The 23,751-nt window shown below is 69.2% G+C and carries 23 protein-coding genes; 16 read left to right on the plus strand and 7 right to left on the minus strand.

The genetic code is table 11. The annotated features are described in order from the left end of the window. The first annotated feature begins 48 nt into the window (after window positions 1–48). The 16 genes from AC3WQA_RS02730 to AC3WQA_RS02805 all read left to right on the plus strand — a co-directional run bounded on the left by AC3WQA_RS02730 (window position 49) and on the right by AC3WQA_RS02805 (window position 15,393). Window positions 49–540 (plus strand): hypothetical protein, encoded by a 492-nt coding sequence (locus AC3WQA_RS02730; protein WP_492673568.1) that lies wholly within the window; start codon window positions 49–51, stop codon window positions 538–540. Further along, window positions 530–1,276 carry an acetoacetyl-CoA reductase gene (gene phbB / locus AC3WQA_RS02735; RefSeq protein ID WP_492673569.1) on the plus strand — a complete coding sequence of 249 codons (747 nt, stop codon included), beginning with the start codon at window positions 530–532 and terminating at the stop codon, window positions 1,274–1,276. The genes AC3WQA_RS02730 and phbB overlap by 11 nt, the downstream gene beginning before the upstream one ends. A 30-nt stretch (window positions 1,277–1,306) precedes the next feature. Continuing rightward, the gene (locus tag AC3WQA_RS02740; protein ID WP_492673570.1) at window positions 1,307–2,752 is read left to right on the plus strand and encodes a bifunctional enoyl-CoA hydratase/phosphate acetyltransferase; all 1,446 of its coding nucleotides are present in this window, start codon (window positions 1,307–1,309) and stop codon (window positions 2,750–2,752) included. A gap of 11 nt (window positions 2,753–2,763) precedes the next feature. Next, the gene (locus AC3WQA_RS02745) at window positions 2,764–3,972 is read left to right on the plus strand and encodes an acetate/propionate family kinase (RefSeq protein ID WP_492673571.1); all 1,209 of its coding nucleotides are present in this window, start codon (window positions 2,764–2,766) and stop codon (window positions 3,970–3,972) included. A 101-nt stretch (window positions 3,973–4,073) separates the two neighbouring features. Next, window positions 4,074–5,480: a F0F1 ATP synthase subunit beta gene (gene atpD / locus AC3WQA_RS02750; RefSeq protein ID WP_492676307.1), complete on the plus strand. Its 1,407-nt coding sequence runs from the start codon at window positions 4,074–4,076 to the stop codon at window positions 5,478–5,480. Next, window positions 5,477–5,902, plus strand: coding sequence for a F0F1 ATP synthase subunit epsilon (locus AC3WQA_RS02755; RefSeq protein ID WP_492673572.1), 426 nt, complete (start codon window positions 5,477–5,479; stop codon window positions 5,900–5,902). Before atpD ends, AC3WQA_RS02755 begins: the two co-directional genes overlap by 4 nt. Further along, a complete protein-coding gene (locus tag AC3WQA_RS02760) occupies window positions 5,899–6,201 on the plus strand; it encodes an AtpZ/AtpI family protein (protein WP_492673573.1) in 303 nt (100 codons plus the stop codon). Before AC3WQA_RS02755 ends, AC3WQA_RS02760 begins: the two co-directional genes overlap by 4 nt. Before the next feature lie 10 nt (window positions 6,202–6,211). Beyond that, complete coding sequence (locus AC3WQA_RS02765) at window positions 6,212–6,535, plus strand: N-ATPase subunit AtpR (protein WP_492673574.1); 324 nt, start codon at window positions 6,212–6,214, stop codon at window positions 6,533–6,535. After that, window positions 6,532–7,248, plus strand: a complete 717-nt coding sequence (locus AC3WQA_RS02770) for a F0F1 ATP synthase subunit A (RefSeq protein ID WP_492673575.1) — start codon at window positions 6,532–6,534, stop codon at window positions 7,246–7,248. Before AC3WQA_RS02765 ends, AC3WQA_RS02770 begins: the two co-directional genes overlap by 4 nt. Continuing rightward, entirely contained in the window at window positions 7,245–7,493 is a 249-nt protein-coding gene (locus tag AC3WQA_RS02775) for a F0F1 ATP synthase subunit C (RefSeq protein ID WP_492673576.1), read from the plus strand. The genes AC3WQA_RS02770 and AC3WQA_RS02775 overlap by 4 nt, the downstream gene beginning before the upstream one ends. A 13-nt stretch (window positions 7,494–7,506) precedes the next feature. Continuing rightward, window positions 7,507–8,253 (plus strand): F0F1 ATP synthase subunit B family protein, encoded by a 747-nt coding sequence (locus tag AC3WQA_RS02780; RefSeq protein ID WP_492673577.1) that lies wholly within the window; start codon window positions 7,507–7,509, stop codon window positions 8,251–8,253. After that, window positions 8,234–9,760, plus strand: coding sequence for a F0F1 ATP synthase subunit alpha (locus tag AC3WQA_RS02785; protein WP_492673578.1), 1,527 nt, complete (start codon window positions 8,234–8,236; stop codon window positions 9,758–9,760). Before AC3WQA_RS02780 ends, AC3WQA_RS02785 begins: the two co-directional genes overlap by 20 nt. Continuing rightward, a complete protein-coding gene (locus AC3WQA_RS02790; RefSeq protein ID WP_492673579.1) occupies window positions 9,757–10,605 on the plus strand; it encodes a F0F1 ATP synthase subunit gamma in 849 nt (282 codons plus the stop codon). Before AC3WQA_RS02785 ends, AC3WQA_RS02790 begins: the two co-directional genes overlap by 4 nt. Window positions 10,606–10,646: 41 nt before the next feature. Further along, window positions 10,647–11,600: an LOG family protein gene (locus AC3WQA_RS02795; protein ID WP_492673580.1), complete on the plus strand. Its 954-nt coding sequence runs from the start codon at window positions 10,647–10,649 to the stop codon at window positions 11,598–11,600. Beyond that, window positions 11,597–12,976 (plus strand): MBL fold metallo-hydrolase RNA specificity domain-containing protein, encoded by a 1,380-nt coding sequence (locus AC3WQA_RS02800; protein WP_492673581.1) that lies wholly within the window; start codon window positions 11,597–11,599, stop codon window positions 12,974–12,976. Before AC3WQA_RS02795 ends, AC3WQA_RS02800 begins: the two co-directional genes overlap by 4 nt. Window positions 12,977–13,005: 29 nt before the next feature. Beyond that, window positions 13,006–15,393 carry a phosphoketolase family protein gene (locus AC3WQA_RS02805; RefSeq protein ID WP_492673582.1) on the plus strand — a complete coding sequence of 796 codons (2,388 nt, stop codon included), beginning with the start codon at window positions 13,006–13,008 and terminating at the stop codon, window positions 15,391–15,393. A 100-nt stretch (window positions 15,394–15,493) separates the two neighbouring features. On the opposite strand, the gene lysS is transcribed toward AC3WQA_RS02805, so the two are convergent. The 7 genes from lysS to AC3WQA_RS02840 all read right to left on the minus strand — a co-directional run bounded on the left by lysS (window position 15,494) and on the right by AC3WQA_RS02840 (window position 23,750). Beyond that, on the minus strand, window positions 15,494–17,014 hold the full coding sequence (lysS, locus tag AC3WQA_RS02810) for a lysine--tRNA ligase (RefSeq protein WP_492673583.1): 1,521 nt from the start codon (window positions 17,012–17,014) through the stop codon (window positions 15,494–15,496). A 197-nt stretch (window positions 17,015–17,211) separates the two neighbouring features. Beyond that, a complete protein-coding gene (locus tag AC3WQA_RS02815) occupies window positions 17,212–17,559 on the minus strand; it encodes a hypothetical protein (protein WP_492673584.1) in 348 nt (115 codons plus the stop codon). 84 nt (window positions 17,560–17,643) lie between these two features. Beyond that, a protein-coding gene (gene prfB / locus AC3WQA_RS02820) for a peptide chain release factor 2 (protein WP_492673585.1) occupies window positions 17,644–18,769 on the minus strand; the annotation gives its coding sequence in 2 pieces (ribosomal slippage) (window positions 17,644–18,693 and window positions 18,695–18,769; 1,125 coding nt in all). Window positions 18,770–18,856: 87 nt separating this feature from the next. After that, entirely contained in the window at window positions 18,857–20,701 is a 1,845-nt protein-coding gene (gene asnB / locus AC3WQA_RS02825) for an asparagine synthase B (RefSeq protein ID WP_492673586.1), read from the minus strand. A 182-nt stretch (window positions 20,702–20,883) separates the two neighbouring features. Continuing rightward, entirely contained in the window at window positions 20,884–21,006 is a 123-nt protein-coding gene (locus tag AC3WQA_RS02830; protein WP_492673587.1) for a hypothetical protein, read from the minus strand. A gap of 57 nt (window positions 21,007–21,063) precedes the next feature. Continuing rightward, window positions 21,064–22,830, minus strand: coding sequence for a single-stranded-DNA-specific exonuclease RecJ (recJ, locus tag AC3WQA_RS02835; protein WP_492673588.1), 1,767 nt, complete (start codon window positions 22,828–22,830; stop codon window positions 21,064–21,066). After that, window positions 22,827–23,750, minus strand: coding sequence for a phosphoglycerate mutase (locus AC3WQA_RS02840; RefSeq protein WP_492673589.1), 924 nt, complete (start codon window positions 23,748–23,750; stop codon window positions 22,827–22,829). The genes recJ and AC3WQA_RS02840 overlap by 4 nt, the downstream gene beginning before the upstream one ends. Window position 23,751: the final 1 nt, after the last annotated feature.

Here is a 23,751-nt window from a genome sequence, read left to right on the forward strand (position 1 = left end):
GATACCGGCCTCACGCCCAACACCGCAAGCGAAGCTAAGGAGACGATCATGAGCATCGATACCAACCTTCCGATGGCGCTGTACAAGGCCAACATCCAGTTGTGGCTGAACATGGGACTGCTGCTGCAGGAAGCCCGCCAGCAATGGGCCGACATCGGCGACAAGACGCTGGGCGACGACGTGGAGGAAACCCGCAAGGAACTGGAGGAGCTGTCCCGCGCCAGCGACTGGAAGGACCTCTCCAACCTGCCCGGCAGCACCGCCTGGCGACGCATGCAGAAGCGCGTCGGCGACGCGCAGGCCTGCACCGAGACCGCGATCGCCGAACAGACCCGCTTCGTCGCCGGCATCCAGCATGCACTGGGGGACTGGCAGAAATCGCTCACCCAGGCCTTCAGCGATGCCGGCAAGTCGCTGCCGATGGGCGTACCGATGAAGGACGCGATGCCCGATTTCGGCGCGATGATGGCGATGTTCACGCCGGCCCAGGCCAACAGCGGTGCGAAGAATGCCGGCAAGGGCAAGAACGATGCCCACTGACCACACCGCCGTCGTCACCGGCGGCATGGGCTGCCTGGGCGAGGCGATCGCCCAGGCCTTGCACGATGCCGGCAGCCGGGTGATCGTCACGCACTCGCCCGGCCACGGCAACGTCCATGCCTGGCTGGCCGAGCACGCCGCCCAGGGCCGCAATTACCTGACCTACGCCATGGACGTGACCGATGCCGCTTCCTGCGCGGCCTGCGCCGAGCGCATCCGCGCCGACGGCCACGCGGTGGACATCCTGGTCAACAATGCCGGCATCACCCGCGACGCCAGCTTCCGCAAGATGCAGAAGGTGGACTGGGACACGGTGATGTGCACCAACCTCGATTCGCTGTTCAACGTGACCAAGGTCTTCGTCGAAGGCATGCTCGACGGCGGCTGGGGACGCATCGTCAACATCGCCTCGGTCAACGGCTCCAAGGGCGCGTTCGGCCAGACCAACTACGCGGCGTCCAAGGCCGGCATGCACGGCTTCACCAAGTCGCTGGCGCTGGAGCTGGCGACCAAGGGCGTCACCGTCAACACGGTGTCGCCGGGCTACCTGCAGACGCGCATGGTGATGGCGGTGCCCGAGGAAGTGCTCCGGACCAAGGTGCTGTCGCAGATTCCGATGGGGCGGCTGGGCCGCACCGACGAGGTCGCCGCGCTGGTGGCCTTCGTCTGCAGCGACGCGGCCGCGTTCATGACCGGGGCGAACCTGGCGATGAACGGCGGCCAGCACATGGGCTGATTCCCCTCCACAAACCCAAGGAGCGCGTGCATGCCAGATACCCCTGCCGTCCCCGCCGGCGCGCCCGGCGACGTAGACGATATCCACTACATCCGCAACCGCACCTTCGACGAGATCGCGGTGGGCGACAGCGCGGCGATCGTCCGCACGCTCACCGCCGCGGACATCCAGTTGTTCGCCGTGATGTCCGGCGACCTGAACCCGCAGCACCTGGACCCGGACTTCGCCGCCTCCACCCGCTTCCACGGCGTGATCGCCCACGGCATGTGGGGCGCGGCGCTGATCTCGGCCGTGCTCGGCACCCGCCTGCCCGGCCCTGGCACGATCTACCTGTCGCAGACACTGAAGTTCCTCGCCCCGGTGCGCATCGGCGACACGCTGAGCATCCGGGTTACCGTGCGCTCGAAGGACGAGACACATAAGCGCCTGGTGCTCGACTGCCGCTGCACCGACCAGGCCGGCCAGTGTGCGATCGAGGGCGAAGCCGAGGTGCTGGCGCCCACCGAGCGCATCGTGCGGCCGCGTGCCACCCTGCCGGAAGTACGCCTCACCGGCGGTACGAACGGCGTGCAGCGCCTGCTCGACTACGTGCGCCCGTTCGGCGCGATCCGCGTGGCAGTGGTACATCCCTGCGATGAGTCCAGCCTCGGCGGCGCCCTCGACGCCCGTCGCGCGGGGCTGATCGAACCGGTGCTGGTAGCCCCACGCGAACGGATCGAGGCAGTGGCGGCCGCGGCCGGCTTCGACCTGACCGGCATCGCCATCGAGGACGTGCCGCACAGCCACGCCGCCGCCGCCCGTGCGGTGGAACTGGCCGCCACCGGAGCGGTCGACGCACTGATGAAAGGCAGCCTGCACACCGACGAGCTGATGGGCGCAGTCGTCACCGCCGGCAGCGGGCTGCGCACCAAGCGCCGGATCAGCCACTGCTTCGTGATGCAGACGCCAGCCTATCCGCGGCCGTTCATCATCACTGACGCGGCAATCAACATCGCGCCGACGCTGGAGGAGAAGGCCGACATCATCCGCAACGCCATCGACCTGGCCAAGGTGATCGGGGTGGGGCAGCCGCGCGTAGCGATCCTCGCCGCGGTGGAAACCGTGAACACGCACATGCCGGCCACGCTGGACGCGGCGGCGCTGTGCAAGATGGCCGACCGCGGGCAGATCACCGGCGGCGTGCTCGACGGCCCGCTGGCGTTCGACAACGCGGTGTCGGCGGCCGCCGCGCGGATCAAGGGCATCGTCTCGCCGGTGGCCGGCCAGGCCGACGTGCTGGTGGTGCCCGACCTGGAGAGCGGCAACCTGCTGGCCAAGCAGCTGGAATATCTCGGCGGCGCGGCCAGTGCCGGCATCGTGATCGGCGCGAAGGTGCCGATCGTGCTCACCAGCCGCGCCGATTCGCGCGAGTCGCGCATGGCCTCCTGCGCGGTGGCGCTGCTGCTGGCACAGCACTACCGGGCGCATCCACTGTGAGTGGCTTCCCGATGAACCAGACCGGCGGCGACCGGTTGCTGGTGCTCAACTGCGGCTCGTCCAGCATCAAGTTCGCACTGTTCGATGCGACCGTGTCACCGCTGCCGCGCCGACCGATGTGGAGCGGCAAGGTGGAAGGCATCACCGGGACGGCACCGCGTTACGAAGCGGCCGGCGAACCCGACGCCACGCTCACGCTGGACGCGACCGACCCGTACAGCGGCGCGCTGATGCATATCCGCGAACGCCTGCAGGCGCGCCTCGGCGACCACCGGCTTGCCGCAGTGGCGCATCGCGTGGTGCACGGCGGCAGCAAGTATTTCGCGCCGGTGCGGGTGGACGCCGCGGTGCTCGCCGACCTGCGCAGCTACATCCCGCTGGCGCCGCTGCACCAGCCGTTCGCGCTGGAGGCGATCGAGGCCCTGCTCGGCCTGCACCCGGAGTTGCCGCAGGTGGCCTGCTTCGACACCGCCTTCCACCACACGGTGCCCAAGGTCGAGCAGATGCTGCCGCTGCCGCGTGCCCTGTGGGACGAAGGCCTTCGCCGCTATGGCTTCCACGGCCTGTCCTACGCCTACATGGCGACGGCGTTAGCCGAGCGCTACGGCGAGGCTGCGCGCGGCCGCACGATCTGCGCCCACCTGGGCAACGGCGCCAGCCTGTGCGCGATGCGCGACCTGCGCAGCGTCGCCACCACGATGGGCTTTTCCGCGCTGGACGGCCTGATGATGGGCACGCGCTGCGGCGCGCTCGATCCCGGTGCCCTGCTGTACCTGATGCAGATCCGCGGGCTCGGCATCGAGCAGGTCGGCCACATGCTCTATCACGCGTCCGGATTGCTGGGCGTCTCCGGCGTGTCGCCGGATCCACGCGAGCTGCTGCCGCGCGAGGACGAGGCGCCGGTGGCTGAGGCACTGGCCCTCTACGTGCGACGCATCGTGCGCGAGATCGGTGCGCTCGCCGCAGTGCTGGGCGGGCTGGACCTGCTGGTGTTCACCGCCGGCATCGGCGAACACAACGCGGTGATCCGCGAGAGGGTCTGCGCGGCGCTGGGCTGGCTGGGCATCGCGCTGGACGGCGGCGCCAACGCCGCCCACGCGGCCGTCATCTCCGCGCCGGACAGCCGCGTGCGGGTGGCGGTCGAGCCGACCAACGAGGAGTGGGTCGCCGCCAGCGCCACCGTCGACCTGTTGCGGGAGGGCTGCTCTGTTTCAGGTTGACGCCAGTCAATCCGCGTCATCGCCCGCCGCGCGATCATCAGCCATGGCATGCAGGTGGCTGCGCACCCTCCTGAAGCACGAGAGCTTCTTCCATGGCCGGTATGCACGAAGGACAGGTGACAGCGGTACGCGGCGCGGTGCTCAACGTGCGCTTCGCGCAGACGCCGCTGCCGGCGGTCGGCGAGGCCCTGCACGTGCTGCGCGACGACGGCACGCCACTGCTGGTGGAGGTCACCTCGCAACTTTCCACGACGGACGTGCGTGCGATCGCCCTCCAATCCACCGAGGGCATCGCCCGCGGCCTGCGCGTGCAGGCCCGGGGGCAGCCGCTGCAGGTGCCAGTCGGCCCGGCGGTGCTCGGCCGCCTGCTCGACGTGACCGGCCAGCCCGGCGACGACGGCCCCGCCCTGCCCGCCGACGTGCCGCGCCGACCGATCCACCGCACCCCGCCGCCGCTGGCCACGCAGAGCGGCACCAGCACGCTGTTCGCCACCGGCCTGAAGGTGATCGACCTGCTCACCCCGCTGGTGCAGGGTGGCAAGGCGGCGATGTTCGGCGGCGCCGGCGTCGGCAAGACCGTGCTGGTGATGGAGCTGATCCACGCCATGGTCGAGCGCTACCAGGGCATCTCGGTGTTCGCCGGCGTCGGCGAGCGCTCGCGCGAGGGGCACGAGATGTTGCTGGACATGCGCCACTCCGGCGTGCTCGACCACACCGTGCTGGTCTACGGCCAGATGAACGAGCCGCCCGGCGCGCGCTGGCGGGTGCCGTTCACGGCGCTGACCATGGCCGAGCACTTCCGCGACGAGCGGCGGCAGAACGTGCTGCTGCTGATGGACAACATCTTCCGCTTCGTGCAGGCCGGCTCGGAGGTGTCCGGCCTGCTCGGCCGGCAGCCCTCGCGCGTGGGCTACCAGCCCACCCTGGCCGACGAAGTCGCCGCCTTGCAGGAACGCATCGTCTCGGTGGACGGCGTGGCGGTGACCGCGATCGAGGCGGTCTACGTGCCGGCCGACGACTTCACCGACCCGGCGGTCACCGCACTGGCCTCGCACGTGGACTCGATGGTGGTGCTCTCGCGCGAGATGGCCGCACAGGGCATGTACCCGGCGATCGACCCGATCGCCTCCTCCTCGATCATGCTCGACGCCAACCTGCTCGGCGAACGCCACGTGCGCATCGCCACCGAGGTGCGCCGGGTGATCGAACACTACCGCCAGCTGCAGGACGTGATCGCCCTGCTCGGCGTGGACGAACTCGGCGCCGACGACCGCCGCCTGGTCGAACGGGCGCGCCGCTTGCAACGCTTCCTGACCCAGCCGTTCGTGGTGACCGAGGCATTCACCGGTATGCCCGGCCGCAGCGTGGCGCTGGTCGACACGCTGAATGGCTGCGAGGCCATCCTGCGCGGCGACTGCGACGGCTGGCGGGAGAGCTCGCTGTACATGATCGGCACGCTGGCCGAAGCGCAGGCCAAGGACGTGGCTGCAGCCAAGGCCGCAACATGAACGGACGCCTGCACCTCGTACTCGCCACGCCGCAACAGGTCGTGCTCGACCTGGACGACGTGACCGCGGTGCGCGGCGAGGACGCCAGCGGCAGCTTCGGCATCCTGCCGGGCCACGCCGACCTGATTACGGTGCTGGTGCCCACCGTGCTGCGCTGGAAGCGTGCCGGCGGCGAGCACGGCTACTGCGCGCTGCGCGGCGGCGTGTTGCGGATGAGCGAAGGAACGGAGCTCCACGTGGCCTGCCGCGGTGCCGTGCGTGGCGACCGGCTCGGCACCCTCGAAACCACCGTGCGCGCCGCACGCGCCAACCAGGCCGATGCCGACCGCCGTGCGCGGGTCGAACAGATGCAGTTGCACGCCCGCGCCGTGCGCACCCTGCTGCGCTACCTGCGTCCGGGGCCGCGGAATGTCGAACCATGACCACGCCGCCGCCCGGGAAGCACCACGACGAACACCGCGACCCGGCGGTCACGGCCGCCCGTCGCGCGCAGCAGCGCGACGAGGCCAACCGCGACAACCCCGTCACTCCCGCCAGCCTCCGCCTTGCGCAGATCGGCGTGCTGGGCTGGACCATCGTCACCCCGATCCTGCTCGGCCTGCTGGCCGGGCACTGGCTGGACCGCTGGCTGCGCACCGGCGTGACGTTCGCCGCTGCCCTGCTCACGGTCGGCGCCGGGCTGGGCATGTGGTTCGCCTGGCGCTGGATGCACCGTCAATGAGGAACCTGCCATGACCCCTCCACTCACCGAGCTCCCGTTCGCCGCCGCCGTCGGCCTGCTCGACGGCGGCCTGGTCGGGCTGTTCCACTTCACCGGGCTGCGTTACTCCGTCCGCCTGCTGGCGTCCGGACGCACCGCCCTGGCGCTGGCTTCGCAACTGCTTCGCGTGGCGATCAGCGCGCTGCTACTGGTCGCGCTGCTGCGATTCGGCCTGGTGGCACTGCTGGCCGGCTTCGTGGGTTTCCTGGTGGCACGACAGGCGCTGCTGCGCGAGCGTGGCGCGGCGGACGCCGCGGCGGGTGTGCCGCCGCCGACCCGGGAGCCGCACGCATGATCGGCTCGCCACTACGCACCGACGTGCTGTTTCACCTCGGCCCGATCCCGGTGAGCTCGGCCGTGGCGGTGAGCTGGGGGATCATGACGGTGCTGGTCCTCGGCGCATGGCTGGCCACGCGACACCTGTCGCCACGGCCTTCACGCACGCAGGCAATGCTTGAGTTGCTGGTCGACACCATCGACGCGCAGATCCACGACACCATGCAGGTGGATCCCGCGCCCTACCGCGCGCTGATCGGCAGCATCTTCCTGTTCGTGCTGGCCGCGAACTGGTCGGGCCTGGTGCCCGGGATCGAACCACCCACCACGCACCTGGAAACCGACGCCGCGCTGGCCGGCATCGTGTTCTTCGCCACCATCGTGTTCGGCCTGCGCGCCCGCGGCGTGCGCGGCTACCTGGCGAGCTTCGCCGAGCCGGGCTGGCTGATGGTGCCGCTGAACCTGGTCGAGCAGGTCACCCGCACCTTCTCGCTGATGGTGCGCCTGTTCGGCAACGTGATGAGCGGCGTGTTCGTGGTCGGCATCGCGCTGTCGCTGGCCGGGCTGATCGTGCCGATCCCGTTCATGGCGCTGGACCTGCTCACCGGCGCCATCCAGGCCTACATCTTCAGCGTGCTGGCGATGGTGTTCATCGGCGCTGCCGTGCACCCCGCCCCGCCCTCCCGCGCGCCGGACGCGCCTGCATCTTCCGATCGGAGAGACCCGCCATGACCGACCTCATTCCCGTTGTCAGCATCTTCGCCGCCGCGCTGTCGGTGAGCTTCGGCGCGATCGGCCCGGCGCTCGCCGAAGGCCGCGCGGTGGCGGCGGCGATGGATGCGATCGCGCGCCAGCCCGAATCGGCCGGCACCATCTCGCGCACGCTGTTCGTGGGCCTGGCGATGATCGAGACCATGGCGATCTACTGCCTGGTGATCGGCATCCTGCTGCTGTTCGCCAACCCGTTCCTCAAGTAAGCGGCGACCCCCGATGACCATCGACTTCTGGACGCTGGCGCTGCAGGCGATCAATGCGCTCGTCCTGATCTGGCTGCTGTCGCGCGTGCTGTATCGCCCGGTGGTGCGCGTGATCGCGCAACGGCGCGACGCGGCGGCGAAACTGCTGGCCGACGCCGAGGCCGAGCGCGAACGCGCACGCCAGGCCGGGGAAGCAGCCGCCGCGCAGCAGGCCGAGCTCGCCGCCGGGCGCGAGACGGCGATGAAGGCCGCGCGGGCCGATGCTGAAGCCGCGCGCACCCACCTGCTGGCCGCCGCACAGGCCGAGGCCGAGGCCCTGCGCCAGCAGGCGCAGGCCGAACGGGACAAGCAGCTCGTCGCGCAGCAGCGCGCCGGCGAACAGCGCGCCGCGGCACTGGCGGTCGACATCGCGGCACGGCTGCTCGGACGCCTGCCCGCCTCGGCGCGTGTTGCGGGCTTTCTCGACGATCTCGTCGCCTCGCTGCGGGCGCTGCCGGAGCCGCAACGCCAGCAACTGGCCGACGACGCCACACCGCTCGCACTGGTCACGCCCCGCATGCTCGAGGCAGATGAACGCGAGCGTTGCTTGCAGGCGATCCGGCAGGCCATCGGCCGCACCTCCCCGCTGCAGCTGACGGTCGACCCGAACCTGATCGCCGGGCTGGAGCTGCGCAGCTCCAGCTTGGTGGTCAGCAACCACCTGCGTGCCGATCTCGACCATCTCCAGCACGAGCTGACCCATGCCGACGGACACGCCTGAAGTCCTCACCGACAACTGGCTGCGCCGCAGCCGGTCCGTCGTCGCCCGCAGCCGGCTCGGCGTGCGCTCGGTCGATCTGGGCCACGTCGAGCGGATCGCCGACGGCATCGCCATCGTCTCCGGCCTGGCCCAGGCGCGGTTGCACGAGCTGCTGCGCTTCCAGCACGACCGCATGGGTTTCGTACTATCGCTGGACGAGGACACCCTGGCGGCGGTCCTGCTCGACGACGACGGCCGCGTCGAGGCCGGCTCCGAAGTGCTCGGCACCGGCGAGGTGCTGCGCGTGCCGGTGGGTCCGGGCCTGCTCGGCCGCGTGCTCGACCCGCTCGGACGCCCGCTGGACCGCGACGAGCCGGTGGCCGCCGAAGACCATCTGCCGATCGAACGCCCGGCGCCGGCGATCATCGAACGCGACCTGGTGAGCGAGCCGGTCGCCACCGGCGTGCTGGTGATCGACGCGATGTTCCCGATCGGCCGCGGCCAGCGCGAGCTGCTGATCGGCGATCGCGCCACCGGCAAGACCTCGCTGGCGGTGGACGCGATGATCAACCAGAAGCACTCGGACATGGTCTGCGTATACGTCTCGGTCGGCCAGCGCGCGCATGCCGTGCAGCAGGTGATCGAGGCGGTACGCGCGCACGGCGCGCCCGAGCGCACCATCTTCGTGGTGGCCTCGGCGTCGGCCTCGGCCGGGCTGCAGTGGGTGGCGCCGTTCGCCGGCTTCAGCATCGCCGAGTACTTCCGCGACCGCGGCCAGCACGCGCTGATCGTGATCGATGACCTCACCAAGCACGCCGCCACCCACCGGGAGCTGGCCCTGCTCACCCACCAGCCGGCCGGTCGCGAGGCCTATCCCGGCGACGTGTTCTACCTGCATGCACGGATGCTGGAGCGGGCGGCCAAACTATCGGTGGCCAAAGGCGGCGGTTCGCTCACCGCGCTGCCGATTGCGCAGACCGAGGCAGGCAACCTGGCCGCCTACATCCCGACCAACCTGATCTCGATTACCGACGGCCAGATCGTGTTCGACACCGCGCTGTTCGCCGCCGACCAGCGGCCCGCGGTGGATGTCGGCCTGTCGGTGAGCCGGGTCGGCGGCAAGGCACAGCCATCGGCGCTGCGCGAGGTGGCCGGCAAGCTGCGACTGCAGTATTCGCAGTTCCTCGAACTGGAGCTGTTCACCCGCTTTGGCAACCTCAGCGACAGCCGGGTCAAGGCGCAGATCGCCCGTGGCCAGGCGATCCGTGCCCTGCTCGCCCAGCCGCGCTTCGCCGCGCAGTCGCCAGTGGAACAACTTGCCCTGCTCGCCGCACTGGACGACGGCGTGCTGGATGGCCAGCCAGCGGCGGCGATCGCCGCGTTGCGCCAGCAACTGCCGGCCCGGCTGGCCCAGGGTGCACCGATCCGGCCAGGCGACACGCTGGATGCCACTACCCGCGGCGCCCTGGTGGACCTCGTGCGCGGGCTGGTCGCCGGAGCCACCGCAGCCATGGAACCGCCGGCATGAGCGGACGCCTGGCCGAACTCACGGCACGACTGGCATCCACCCGCCAGCTCGGTAGTGTGATCGCCGCGATGCGGGCGATCGCCGCCAGCCGGTCGCAACAGGCCCGGCGCGAGCTGCAGGCGATCCGGCTGTATGCCGACACCATCGGCCAGGCGATCGGCCAGGTGCTCGGCACGTTGCCCGCCGGCCAGGCCATCGCGCCGCCAGCGGCGCGGCCGGACGGCGTGCTGGTCGTGGCGCTATGCGCCGAGCAGGGCTTCGCCGGCAGCTTCAACGAGCGCGTGCTCGATGTCGCCCTGCCGCTGGCAGGCGAGGGCGATGGCCACCTGTTCGTCGTCGGCGACCGCGGCCTGATGGCCGCCGGCAACCGCGGGCGCAGGCCAGACTGGAGCGTGCCGATGGTCGCCCATACCGACGAGGTGTCCGCACTGGCCGACCGCATCGCCGACGCCATCGATGCGGCGCTGGCCTCGCGCGGATCGGGCCGGGTGCTGCTGGTCCATGGCAGCCCGGGCGAAGGCGAGGAACAGGGCATCGAGCGACGCTGGTTGCTGCCGTTCGACTTCGGCCGCTTCCCCGCACGGCTCGCCGATGGCCAGGCGCCGCTGATGAACCTGCCACCCGCCGACCTGCTCGAGCGGCTCGCGGTCGAATACGTGCATGCCGACCTGTGCGAGGCGCTGATGCTGTCCTACGCGGCGGAAAACCAGGCACGCATGCAGGCGATGATCGCTGCCCACGGCAACCTGCAGCGCACCGAGGCCGCGCTCACGCGCGAGTTCCAGCGCGTACGCCAGGAAGACATCACCGACGAGATCCTTGAGCTCTCCACCGCCCACACCTGACCAACCGGTCGCGGACCGGCCGCGACCCAAGGAGCCCCCGTTTGAACCATCACCGCCACGATCCGCCACCCCCACCACGCAAGCGGCGCACGCCACTGCCCTGGGAGCACCCCAAGGCGCGTACCGAGGAACCGCGGGTGGATGAGCGCCTGCGCGCGATCATGCAGCACCCGTCCTACCGGGAGGCGGACAGCGACACGGCCTTCCTGCACCAGGACGCGGCGCGCGGCGTGCGCCTGCAGGCGGACTATCTCAAGGCCGAGCTGGTGCTGGCCGCGCACGGCATCGAGCGCACGGTGCTGGTCTACGGCAGCACCCGTCTGCGCGAGCCGGAAACGGCCCGGCGCGAGCTGGCCACCGCGCAGGCAGCGGCCGGCAGGCAACCCGGCGATGCAACGCTGGCCCGCGCAGCGCAACTGGCCGGGCGCCGCGAGGCGCTGTCGCGCTACTACGAGGTGGGGCGCGAGCTCGGCCGGCTGGTCGGGCATGCCAACGTCCCGGGCCTGGCGGTGCTCACCGGCGGCGGGCCGGGCGCGATGGAATCGGCCAACCGCGGCGCCAGCGAAGCCGGCGCGCCGACGGTGGGGCTGAACATCGCGCTGCCGCGCGAGCAGTACCCGAATCCCTACGTCACCCCCGGCCTGTGCATGCAGTTCCATTACTTCGCCATGCGCAAGCTGCACTTCATGAAGCGCGCCGCCGCCATCGTCGCGCTGCCTGGCGGCTACGGCACGCTGGACGAGGTGTTCGGCGCACTGACCCTGATCCAGACCCGCAAGAGCGCACCGATCCCGATCGTGCTGGTCGGCGAGGACTACTGGCGCCGGGTGTTCGACGTCGACTACCTGCTCGAGGCCGGCAGCATCGACGAGGAAGACCGCGAACTGTTCTGGTACGCCGAGACCGCCGAAGAAACCTGGCAGGGGATCCTCGACTGGCATGTCCGCAACGGCAGCCCCCTGCTCCCCGTCACCGCCACCGAGGCACGCCCATGAAAATCTCCTTCCACGGCGCCGATCGCGAGGTCACCGGCTCCTGCCATCTGCTGGAGGCCGCCGGCAAGCGCATCCTCATCGACTGCGGCATGTACCAGGGCAGCCGCGAGCTGGACGAGCAGAACGCCGACGACTTCGGCTTCGACCCGGCCGCCATCGACATCCTGCTGCTCACCCACGCACACCTGGACCACTGCGGCCGCATCCCGCTGCTGGTCGACCGCGGATTCAGCGGCGAGATCATCACCACCACCGCCTCGCGCGAACTGGCGCGACTGGTGATGCTGGACGCGGCCGGCCTGCAGGAAGCCGACGCCGAACGCCGCCAGCGCCAGGCCTCGCGTCGCGGCAAGGGCGATGGCCGTCCGCTGTACACCACGCTGGACGCGCTCAACGCGATGGACCGTTTCGGTCGCGTCGCCCGCTACGGCCAACCGCTCGAGCTGGCGCCCGGCCTGAGCGCCACCTTCCACGACGCCGGGCACATCCTCGGCTCGGCCAGCATCCGCATCGTCGAGAAGGGCGACGGCGGGCGCTCGGTGGTTTTCTCCGGCGACCTCGGCAACCGCGGCCGGCCAATCCTGCGCGATCCGCAACCGCCGCCGCAGGCCGACGCGGTGGTGATGGAAACCACCTACGGCGACCGCCTGCACAAGCCGCTGGGGCCGTCGGTGGAAGAGCTCTATGCCGCGATCACCGACACCTTCGCCCGCGGCGGCAATGTGGTGATCCCCACCTTCGCGCTGGAGCGCGCGCAGGAAATCCTCTACTACCTGCGCGCCGGCGTAGAGAGCGGCCGGCTGCCGCGCACGCTGCCGGTGTTCCTCGATTCGCCGATGGCGATCTCCGCCACCGAGATCTTCCGCCGCCATCCCGAGTGCTACGACCCGAAGGAGCGCACCCTGTTTGCCCATGGCGGCGACCCGTTCGCCCTGCCCGGCCTGCGCTTCACCCGCGACACCGCCGACTCGATGGCGCTCAACCAGATCCGCGGCGGCGCGATCCTGATGGCCGGCTCGGGCATGTGCACCGGCGGCCGCGTGCGCCATCACCTGCGCCACAACCTGTGGCGCGAGGATTCCAGCGTGGTGTTCGTCGGCTATGCCGCAGCCGGCACGCTGGCGCGCATCCTGATCGACGGCGCCAGGTCGGTGCGCCTGTTCGGCGACGAGATTCCGGTGCGGGCCCACCTGCACACCATCAACGGCTTCTCCGCACATGCCGACCGCGACGAGCTGCTCGCCTGGCACGCGGCGATCCGGCCGGACAAGACCATCCTGGTGCACGGCGACAAGAAGGTGATGCAGGCCTTCGCCACGCACCTTTCCGCCACCGAAGTGCACATGCCCGGCAACGGCGATGCGATCACCCTCTGACAATCATCCACGGCCAGCAGGCTGCCCCTATGTCCACACCATCCCCTGACAGGCTCTCCGACGACGAACTGGCTGGCCTCGACCGCTACTGGCGGGCCTCGCTCTACCTGTGCGCTGGCATGCTGTACCTGCGCGACAACCCGCTGCTGCACGAGCCGCTGCGGCTGGAACACATCAAGCACCGGCTGCTCGGGCACTGGGGCTCGGATGCCGGGCAGACCCTGGTGTGGACGCACCTGAACCGGCTGATCCGTGCGCGCGACCTCGACGCGATCTTCGTCTCCGGCCCCGGCCATGGCGCGCCCTCGGTGCTGGCCCACGCGTGGCTGGAAGGACGCTACGGCGAGCTGTATGCGGACAAGGGACCGGGCCTGGACGGGCTGCGCCGCTTCTTCAAGGAGTTCTCCTTCCCCGGCGGCGTGGGCAGTCACTGCACGCCGGAGACGCCGGGCTCGCTTCACGAGGGTGGCGAGCTCGGTTACAGCCTGGCGCACGCCTACGGCGCAGCCTTCGACCACCCCGACCTGCTGGTGCTGTGCATGGTCGGCGATGGCGAGGCGGAGACCGGCCCGCTGGCCACCGCCTGGCATTCGAACAAGTTCCTCGATCCGGCGCGCGACGGTGCGGTGCTCCCGGTGCTGCACCTCAACGGCTACAAGATTGCCAACCCCACGGTGCTGGCGCGCATCCCCCACGAGCAGCTCGCCAGCCTGATGCACGGCTACGGCTACGAGCCATTCTTCGTCGAAGGTGACGACCCGCAGCGTGTGCACCGGGAGCTGGCCGCCGCGCTGGAAACCGCGCTGGACCGTATCGCCGACATCCAGCATCGCGCCCGCCACGGCGGCTTCGACGGCCAGCCGGTGTGGCCGATGATCGTGCTGCGCACCCCGAAGGGCTGGACCGGCCCGAAAGAAGTGGACGGCCATCGCGTGGAGGGCAGCTGGCGCGCCCACCAGATTCCGCTCGACCCGCACAAGGACGCCGCCCACCTGCGCCAGCTCGAACAGTGGCTGCGCAGCTACCGGCCCGAGACGCTGTTCACCGCGGACGGCCACTTGGTGTCTGAGCTGGCCGCGCTGGCGCCATCCGGGCAGCGCCGCATGAGCGCCAACCCGGTGACCAATGGTGGCCTGCTGCGACGGGCGCTGCTGCGGCCGGACATCCGGGAGTACGCGGTGGCGGTCGCCGAACCGGGCACCGCCACCGAGGAAAACACCCGGCCGACAGGCCGCCTGCTACGCGACGTGATGCGCGCCAACCCCGACCGCTTCCGCTTCTTCTGCCCCGACGAAACCGCCTCGAACCGGCTGGACGACATCTACCAGGCCAGCGGCAAGGCGTGGATGGCCGCGACGCTGCCGGAGGATGCCGACGGCACCCACCTGCAACGCGGCGGCCGGGTGATGGAGATCCTCTCCGAACACACGCTGGAGGGCTGGCTGGAGGGCTACCTGCTGTCCGGCCGGCACGGCCTGCTCGCCTCCTACGAGGCCTTCATCCACGTTATCGACTCGATGTTCAACCAGCACGCCAAGTGGCTGGAGAAGGCACTGGAAGTGCCGTGGCGGGCCAGCGTGTCCTCGCTCAACATCCTGGTTACCTCCACCGTGTGGCGGCAGGACCACAACGGCTTTTCGCACCAGGATCCCGGCTTCCTCGACGTGGTCACCAACAAGAGCCCGCAGGTCACCCGCATCTACCTGCCGCCGGACGCGAACTGCCTGCTGTCGGTGGTCGACCACTGCCTGGACAGCACCGACAAGATCAACGTGATCGTCGCCGACAAACAGAGCCACCTGCAGTACCTTGGCATCGACGAAGCCGCCGACCACTGCGCCAAGGGCATCGGCATCTGGGACTGGGCCAGCAGCGACGACGGCGCCGAGCCGGACCTGGTGATGGCCTGCGCCGGCGACGTGCCGACGAAGGAGGCGTTGGCCGCCACCGTTCTGCTGCGCGAGCACTTCCCCGCGTTGAAGGTGCGCTTCGTCAACGTAGTGGACCTGTTCCGGCTGCAGCCGGAAAGCGATCACGTGCACGGGCTGTCCGATGCCGCGTTCGACAGCCTGTTCACCCGCGACAAGCCAGTAATCTTCAATTTCCACGGCTACCCGTGGCTGATCCACAAGCTGCTGTACCGACGCTGCAACAGCCGCAATGTGCACGTCCGCGGCTACAAGGAACAGGGCAACATCAATACGCCGATGGACCTGGCCATCCGCAACCAGATCGACCGCTTCGACCTGGTGATCGACGCCATCGACCACGTGCCTGCCTTGCAGGTGGTCGGCGCACACGTGCGCGAGCGGATGAAGGACACCATCCTCGCCTGCCAGCGCTTTGCCAGCAGCGAAGGGTATGACCATCCCGAACACGCGGACTGGCGCTGGCCCGGGCGGACGGGCTCGCCGTGAGCTGCGGCCACCGTGAAAGCCAGGCCCGGCGAACGGCGTGTCCCCGAAACAGCGAAGGCCCGCGCTCGGCGGGCCTTCACCATCGTGCTTCGTTCGGCGCTCAGGCTTCCGGCCGCATGTACGGAAACAGCAGCACGTCGCGGATCGAGGACGAACCGGTGAGCAGCATCACCAGGCGGTCGATGCCGATGCCGAGGCCGCCGGTGGGCGGCAGGCCCACCTCCAGTGCGCGGATGTAGTCGGCGTCGAAGTGCATCGCCTCGTCGTCGCCGGCATCCTTGGCTTCCACCTGGGCCATGAAGCGCGCGGCCTGGTCTTCCGGGTCGTTCAGTTCGGAGAAGCCGTTGGCGATCTCCTTGCCGCCCACGAACAGCTCGAAGCGGTCGGTGATGCCCTTGTCGGTGTCGTTTTCGCGCGCCAGCGGCGAGACTTCCACCGGATGCTGGGTGATGAAGGTGGGCTGGATCAGGGTGTGTTCCACCGTCTTCTCGAAGATCTCCAGCAGCAGCTTGCCCCAGCCGTAGCCGTCCTTGACGTGGATGCCGAGGCGCCTGGCGTGGGCGGCCATGGCGGCACGGTCGCGCAACTCCTCGCGCTTGATCTCCGGATTGTGCTCCAGCACTGCGTCTTCCATCGTCCAGCGGCGGAAGGCCGGGCCGACGTCGATCTGCGCGCCATCCCATTCCAGTTGCGTGCTGCCGATCACCGCCTTGGCCGTTTCGCGGATCACCGTCTCGGTGAGATCCATGATCTCGGTGTAGCTGGCGTAGGCCTGGTACAACTCCAGCATGGTGAATTCGGGGTTGTGCCGGGTGGACACGCCCTCGTTGCGGAAATTGCGGTTGATCTCGTAGACGCGGTCGAAGCCGCCGACCACCAAGCGCTTCAGGTACAGCTCCGGCGCCACGCGCAGGTAGAGGTCCATGTCCAGCGCGTTGTGGTGGGTGATGAAGGGCTTGGCCGTGGCGCCGCCGGGGATGACGTGCATCATCGGCGTCTCCACCTCCATGAAGCGGCGCGGCGCGGCCTCCAGCCACTGGCGCATGAAGCCGATGATGCGCGAGCGCTGCTGGAAGGTCCGGCGCGCTTCCTCGGTGACGATCAGGTCGACGTAGCGCTGGCGATAGCGCTGCTCCACGTCGGCCATGCCGTGGTGCTTGTCGGGCAGCGGGCGCAGGCTCTTGGTGAGCAGGCGCAGCACATCGACCTTGATCGACAGTTCGCCGGTCTTGGTGCGCATCAGCACGCCTTCGGCGCCCACGATGTCGCCCATGTCCCAGCCCTTGAACGCCTCGTAGGCCTCGCCCACCGTGCCGGCATGGATGAACAGCTGGACGCGGCCGCTCATGTCCTGCAGCTGCGCGAAGCTGACCTTGCCCTGCACGCGCTTGAGCACGATGCGCCCGGCCATCTTCACCCGGCGCTGCAAGGCCTCGATAGCCTCGGCGGGAAACGCGTCCTTGTCGGCGTATTCGGCCTGCAGGTCGCCGGCGAAGCTATCGATGCGGAAGTCGTTGGGAAAGGCGATGCCCTGGGCGCGCAGCGCGGCAAGTTTCTCGCGGCGTTCGGCGATCAACTTGTTTTCGTCGACGACGGGCTGGGTATCGATGGCTTCGCTCATGGGGCTTCCGTGGTGGCCGGCGCGCTCACGCAGGCTGATGTTGGGTTTGTTGTGGAGTCACCGAGAATCTCCGTTCATGCTGAGCGTAGCTTGCGATAGCAAGCGGAGTCGAAGCACCCGTCGGGGTGGCCCTTCGACTGCGGCCCTGCGGGCCTACGCTCAGGGCGAACGGGACAGGGGATGAACAGCCGGAGCGATCAGTTTCCCTTGCCAAACACTTTTTTGGTCGCGTCCTTGGTGGCGTCCCAGCCTTCCTTCGCGCCATGGCCGATGGCCTTGCCCGCGTCCCTGGCGCCGTGACCGATGGCGACGCCGGCCTTTTTCGCGCCGTGGCCGATGCCGGTGCCGGCCTCCTTGGCGCCATGCCCGACCTTCTTGGCCACATGCTTGGTGGCATGGCCCACGTCGCGCGCGCCGGTGGCGACGCCGTGGCCGACGTCCTTCGCGCCCTGCTTGATGTCCTGGCCTGCGCTCTGCGCGTTCGCGCCGAACGCCGCCAGCACGGCACCGGCAAACAGGATGCTGCAGATCTTGTTGGCACTCATGTCGATGACCTCGTGGTGGAAGACCAGGAGAAACCTATACCCGCAGCTTCCCGTATCGCGGCTGAAGCCGCGATACGGCCGATCTCAGGCGTCGATGCGCTTGGCGCCCGCGTCCAGGCCCGATTTCAGGCTGGCCTCGATGAATTCGTCGAGGTCGCCGTCCAGCACCTTCTGCGTATCGCTGCGCTCGATGCCGGTGCGCAGATCCTTGATGCGGCTCTGGTCGAGCACGTAGTTGCGGATCTGGCTGCCCCAGCCGATGTCGGACTTGGTCGCTTCCAGCGCGTCGCGCTCGGCGTTGCGCTTTTGCACTTCCAGTTCGTACAGCTTGGCCTTCAGCATCTTCATCGCATGGTCGCGATTGGCATGCTGGCTGCGTTCGGTCTGGCAGGCCACGATAGTGTTGGTGGGCACGTGGGTGATGCGCACCGCCGACTCGGTCTTGTTGACGTGCTGGCCACCGGCGCCGGAGGAGCGGTAGACGTCGGTCTTGAGGTCAGCCGGGTTGATGTCGATTTCGATGCTGTCGTCGACTTCGGGCGAGACGAACACGCTGGTGAAACTGGTGTGGCGGCGATTGTCCGAATCGAACGGGCTCTTGCGCACCAGCCGATGCACGCCGATCTCGGTCTTCAGCCAGCCATAGGCATAGTCGCCTTCCACGCGGAAGGTGGCCGACTTGATGCCCGCCACTTCGCCGCCGGAGGCCTCCATCAGCTCGGCCTTCCAACCGCGCGATTCGCACCAGCGCAGGTACATGCGCAGCAGCATTTCGGCCCAGTCCTGCGCCTCGGTGCCGCCGGCGCCGGCCTGGATGTCCACGAAGGCATTGCAGGCGTCCATCTTGCCCGAGAACATGCGCTGGAATTCCAGCTTGCCCACGCGGGCTTCCAGCTTGTCGACGTCCCCGGTGACCGCGGCGACGGTTTCCTCGTCGCCGTCGGCGGCCGCCATTTCCACCAGCTCCTTCGCGTCGGACAGGCCGGTGGTGAGCTCATCGATGCCGGTGACCACGGTATCCAGGCGCGCACGCTCGCGTCCCAGTTCCTGCGCGCGCGGCGGATCGTCCCAGATGGTGGGACTTTCCAGCTCGCGGCTTACTTCCTCCAGGCGCTCACGCTTGGTGGCGTAGTCAAAGATACCCCCTAAGCGACTCGACACGGGCCGTGAGGTCCGCGATCTGCGCAAGGATCGGATTGGTCTCGATCATGGTTGAACCAGGCGTTGGGGCATCGCGATGGATGCCGTGGGAAAGCGCCGTATCGTAGCAAATCCGTCACGCTACGGCGCTGCAGCATCATGCCAGCGCCTGTGCGTGCACGCCTTTCACCGCGCGGCCGGAGGGGTCGGCCATCGCCGCGAAGGCCGGGTCCCAGGCAATCGCCGCCGGCGACGAGCAGGCGATGGACTTGCCGCCTGGCACGGTGGCGGCACAGGCTTCGCCCGGATAGTGGCGCTCGAAGATCGAGCGGTAGACATACGCTTCCCTGGTTTCCGGCGTGTTGTACGGGAAGCGTGCCGCAGCGGCGGCGAATTCGCGATCGGTCACCGCCTGCGCCGCGTGCGCCTTCAGGCCATCGATCCAGCCGTAGCCCACGCCGTCGCTGAACTGCTCTTTCTGCCGCCAGAGGATTTCCTTGGGCAGCGCGCCGTCGAAGGCCGCGCGCAGCACGTGTTTCTCGATCTTGCCGCCCCCTGCCATCTTGTGCGCAGCGTCCATGCCCATCGCCACGTCGATGAATTCCAGATCGAGGAACGGCACCCGTGCCTCCACGCCCCAGGCCATCATCGCCTTGTTCGCGCGCAGGCAGTCATAGCTGTGCAACGCGTCGAGCTTGCGCACTGTTTCCTCGTGGAAGGCCTCGGCCGAGGGCGCCTTGTGGAAGTACAGATAGCCGCCGAAGAGCTCGTCCGAGCCCTCGCCGGAGAGCACCATCTTCACGCCCATCGCCTTGATGCGGCGGGCCAGGAGGTACATCGGCGTGGCGGCGCGGATGGTGGTGACGTCGTAGGTTTCCAGGTGGCGGATCACCTCGGGCACCGCGTCCAGGCCCTCCTGAAAGCTGTAGACGAAGCCGTGGTGCACGGTACCCAACGCATCGGCTGCCACCTTGGCGGCGGCCAGGTCGGGCGAACCTTCCAGCCCGATGGCGAAGGAATGCAGGCGCGGCCACCAGGCTTCGCTGCGGTCGCCATCCTCGATGCGCTCGCGTGCGAACTTGGCGGCGCAGGCGGCCACCAGCGAGGAATCCAGCCCGCCCGAAAGCAGCACGCCGTAGGGCACGTCGGTCATCAGCTGGCGATGCACGGCCTGCTCGAAGGCATGGCGCAGCTCGCCCTCGGCCAGCGCATGGCCCTTGGTCGCCGCGTAGTCGCGCCACGGCTTCCGGTAGTACTGGTGCAGCTCGCCGTTGGCGCTGTCGTAGATATGACCGGCAGGAAACTCCGCCACGTCGGCGCACAAGCCCACCAGTGCCTTCATCTCCGAGGCCACGCATAGCCGGCCCTGCGCGTCGTGGCCCCAGTACAGCGGGCACACGCCGAGGGGGTCGCGAGCGATCAGGTAACGCTTGGCCGCGCCATCCCACAGCGCGAAGGCGAAGATGCCGTTGAGCTTGCCCACGCCATGCTCGATAAAATCGGCCGCATCGCCCGAACGGTACAAGGCGTTGATGACCTCGCAGTCCGAGCCGGTGGTGAAGTCGTAGCCCCGAGCCTTGCTGTCGCTGATTGGCGCGGGCTGCAAAGCCGCCTGCGCGGTCTCCAGGCTGGCCGATTCTTGGCCCATGGCACCACTATGGGCCGGCGTACCGTCCAACCCGGATCCTTGCGCAGTCGACTTTTCGCCTCGACCATCAGCGACAGCAAGGCTCGTTGCCTCACGCAGCTCGCGGTGGTTGTAGATCTCGCCATTCACCGCCAGCGCCAGCGCGCCATCGCGCGAACGCAGCGGCTGCGCGCCGGAGGCCGGGTCGACGATGGCCAGGCGCTCGTGCACCAGGATCGCGCCCGCGTCCACGAACACCCCGCTCCAGTCCGGCCCGCGATGGCGCTGTCGCCGCGAGCATTCCAGCGCCTGCAGGCGCAAGGCGGCGAAATCATCGCCGGGAGCAAGATCGAACATGCCGAAGATCGAACACATGACGGAAGGCCTCTGGTTGTTTACCGCGCTGGTGGGAAGTGAATCGCTCTCTATCTGAAAGTCGGCCATGGATGGCCGGTTTTGCCCTGCGCGGATGGAGCCGCGCAGAAATCGAACCCACAAAAAAACCAAGGCCCGCTGGGAGCGGGCCTTGGTCGCGTGTCTGGTGGTGTTGCTTGCAGCTACGCGATGGCCCGCCAACGGTTGGCGTTATTGTTCGCGCGATTATTGTTGTTGCCGGCCACGGCCAAGCCCGGCGCGGCAAGCGCGCGGCGGGTGGACGGGTTGGCGACGAAGGAGGTCATGCGTCGACTAGACCAGATGTTGCGGCGCAGCGCAAGTGATGTTTTCGCATGTCCCGATCAAGCCGGCTCAACGCGGCGCAACAGCAGGCGTGGGCTCGCGCGTCCTTGCCAGTCGTTGACCACCAACTCGTACACCGCGCGCAGTCTTGCCGGCGGTGGACTCTGGCCCACGTTGAACATCACCGCATCGTGCAGGGTGCCGTCGCGCGGATCGCGCAGGTCGAGGCGCCAATGGCCGCTGCCCATGGGCTTCCAACTGGCGCATTCGAACACGTTGTCGAACAGCGGCTCGGGGAAGGCCTGGCCCCAGGGGCCGGCATCGCGCAACGCATGCGCCAGGGCCAGGGTGAAGGCGCCGGGCGGCAATTCGCCGTCGGTGTAGAGCGCGGCCTGCAGGTGTTCGGGCGCCATCAGTTCGCGCGCCACGGCATCGAAAGCGGCGGCAAAGCGCGGGTAGTCAGCGGTGGCCAGGCTGAGTCCAGCCGCCATGGCGTGCCCGCCGAAGCGTTCGATCAGGCCGGGGTGGCGTGCGTCCACCACGGCCAGCGCATCGCGCAGGTGGAAGCCGGGAATGGAGCGGCCGGAACCGCGCAAATGCCCGGGATCGTCCTCGCTGGCTGGCGCAAACGCCACGACCGGCCGATGCAGGCGCTCCTTGAGTTTCGAAGCCACCAGCCCCACCACGCCGGCGTGCCACGACGGCTCGTACAGCGCCACGCCGACGGCGCTGATGTCGGCAAGCCCGGCGGTCATCGCCTCGGCTTCGGCCACCATGTCGGCTTGCAGTTCACGGCGCGCGTGGTTGATCGCATCGAGTTCGCCGGCCAGCCGGCGCGCGGTGGCCGCATCGTCGGTGAGCAGGCACTCGATGCCGATGTGCATGTCTTCCAGCCGCCCGGCCGCATTCAGCCGTGGGCCCACCGCAAAGCCCAGGTCGCTGGCGCACAGCGTGGCCGCGCTGCGCTTGGCGCACTCCAGCAGCGCGTTGATGCCGGCGCAGGCCTGGCCGGCACGAATCCGCTTGATACCCGAAGCCACCAGCACACGGTTGTTGAAATCCAGCGGCACGAGATCGGCCACGGTGCCCAGCGCCACCAGATCGAGCAAGCTGGAGAGATCCGGCTCGCCTTTATGGGAAATGCTGGCATGGAGGCCCGCCTTTTGACCTTCGTGCTCAGTGCGATCGCACGAAAAAGCCCCCTGCTCCCGCAACCTTCCGCGCAGCGCCAGCAGCAGATAGAACATCACGCCCACGCCCGCGAGGGATTTGCTGGAGAACCCGTCGCCGACGAGGTTGGGGTTCACCATGGCATCGGCGGCAGGCAACTGCTCGCCGGGCAAATGGTGGTCGGTAACGATCACCCGCATGCCGCGCTCTTTCGCCCGCGCCACGCCGGCCACGCTGGCCACGCCGTTGTCCACGGTGACGATGAGCTGCGGCAGGGGATCGAGCGCATCGACCAGGGCCGGCGTGAGGCCGTAGCCATGCACGAAGCGGTTGGGCACGGCGTAGTTCACCCGCCGCGCGCCGAGCAGGCGCAAGCCGCGCACGGCCACCGCGGCGCCGGTGGCGCCATCGCAGTCGTAGTCACCGGCCACGGTGATCACCCAGTCGCCGCGGATTGCCTCGATCAGCAGGGCCACGGCCTCATTCAACCCACCCAGCGGCTGCGGCGGCAGCAGGCGCGCGAGACGATGCTCGACCTGCGCCGGCCCCAACACGCCGCGCACGGCGTAGATGCGTTGCAAGACCGGATGCACCGAGGCATCCCAGCCGGCGGGTTCGCCTTGCGGCTCGCGGCGACGCAGCTCGGGCAAATTCATCGCGCGGGTCGGCGCCAGACGCGCCAGCGATGCCAGGGCCGGTGCAGCCAGCGCGCACCGTCGGCGAAGGCGAGGCGAACCGGCTGCCGCCAGGCGAGCGCGTCCAGCAGCGGCCACCAGTCGCGCTCGATGTCGACGGCGGCGAGGTCTGCAAGGTCGATCAGCCAGCCGGCACCAGCCAGCGCGACTTGATCCGGCACGCGCGGCTGCCGTGGCAAGCCCGCCCGTTCGGCCAGCGCGCACAGCAGCGGATCAGCGCCGACCACGCCAGCCAATGGGCTGCGCACGCTCGCGGGCAGGCGGCCGGCGCCCCACAGCCACAGGCTGTTCACCGGCGACAAGCCGCGTGCACGGCGCTGCGTGTTCAGCGGGTGCTGGTGCAGCAGGACCTGGATGTCGTTGAGCAGCACGCGCCAGCGGCGGCCTGGCTCACCTTGCGGCAGGTGCTGGCAGAGATCTTCGCCCAATGCCTGCTCGGGGGTGGGCAGCGCGGGCACGGGCAGATCCGGCGGCAGGCGCAGGTGCCAATGGTCGGGCGCGCTCAGCTCCAATTGCAGGCCGGCATCGTGCAAGGCCGGCCATACCGCCTGCGCGAACGCCTGCGCCTCGTCCATGGCCAGGCCCAACTGGCCGCAGGCCATCAGGCGCACGCCGTTCATGTCGGGCTGCACCCAGGCCGGATCGGCGGCCAGCCAGGTGGCATCGCCGGCATCATGCGCATACCACTGCCGGGTCAGGGCGCCAGCCGGCAGCATGGCTCCATCGGCATCGAAATAGGCGGCCAGCCCTGCGAGGTGGCCGCGTGGACCATCGGCTTCGCGGTTGGCCTGCACCAGCATGGAGCGCAAGGAATGGCTGGCGCCGAAATGCGCATGCGCCGGCAGCCACAGTTCAAGGGGGCGCTTGCCCTCGCGCTTCATC

The organism is Rhodanobacter sp. FW106-PBR-R2A-2-24 (assembly GCF_058789615.1).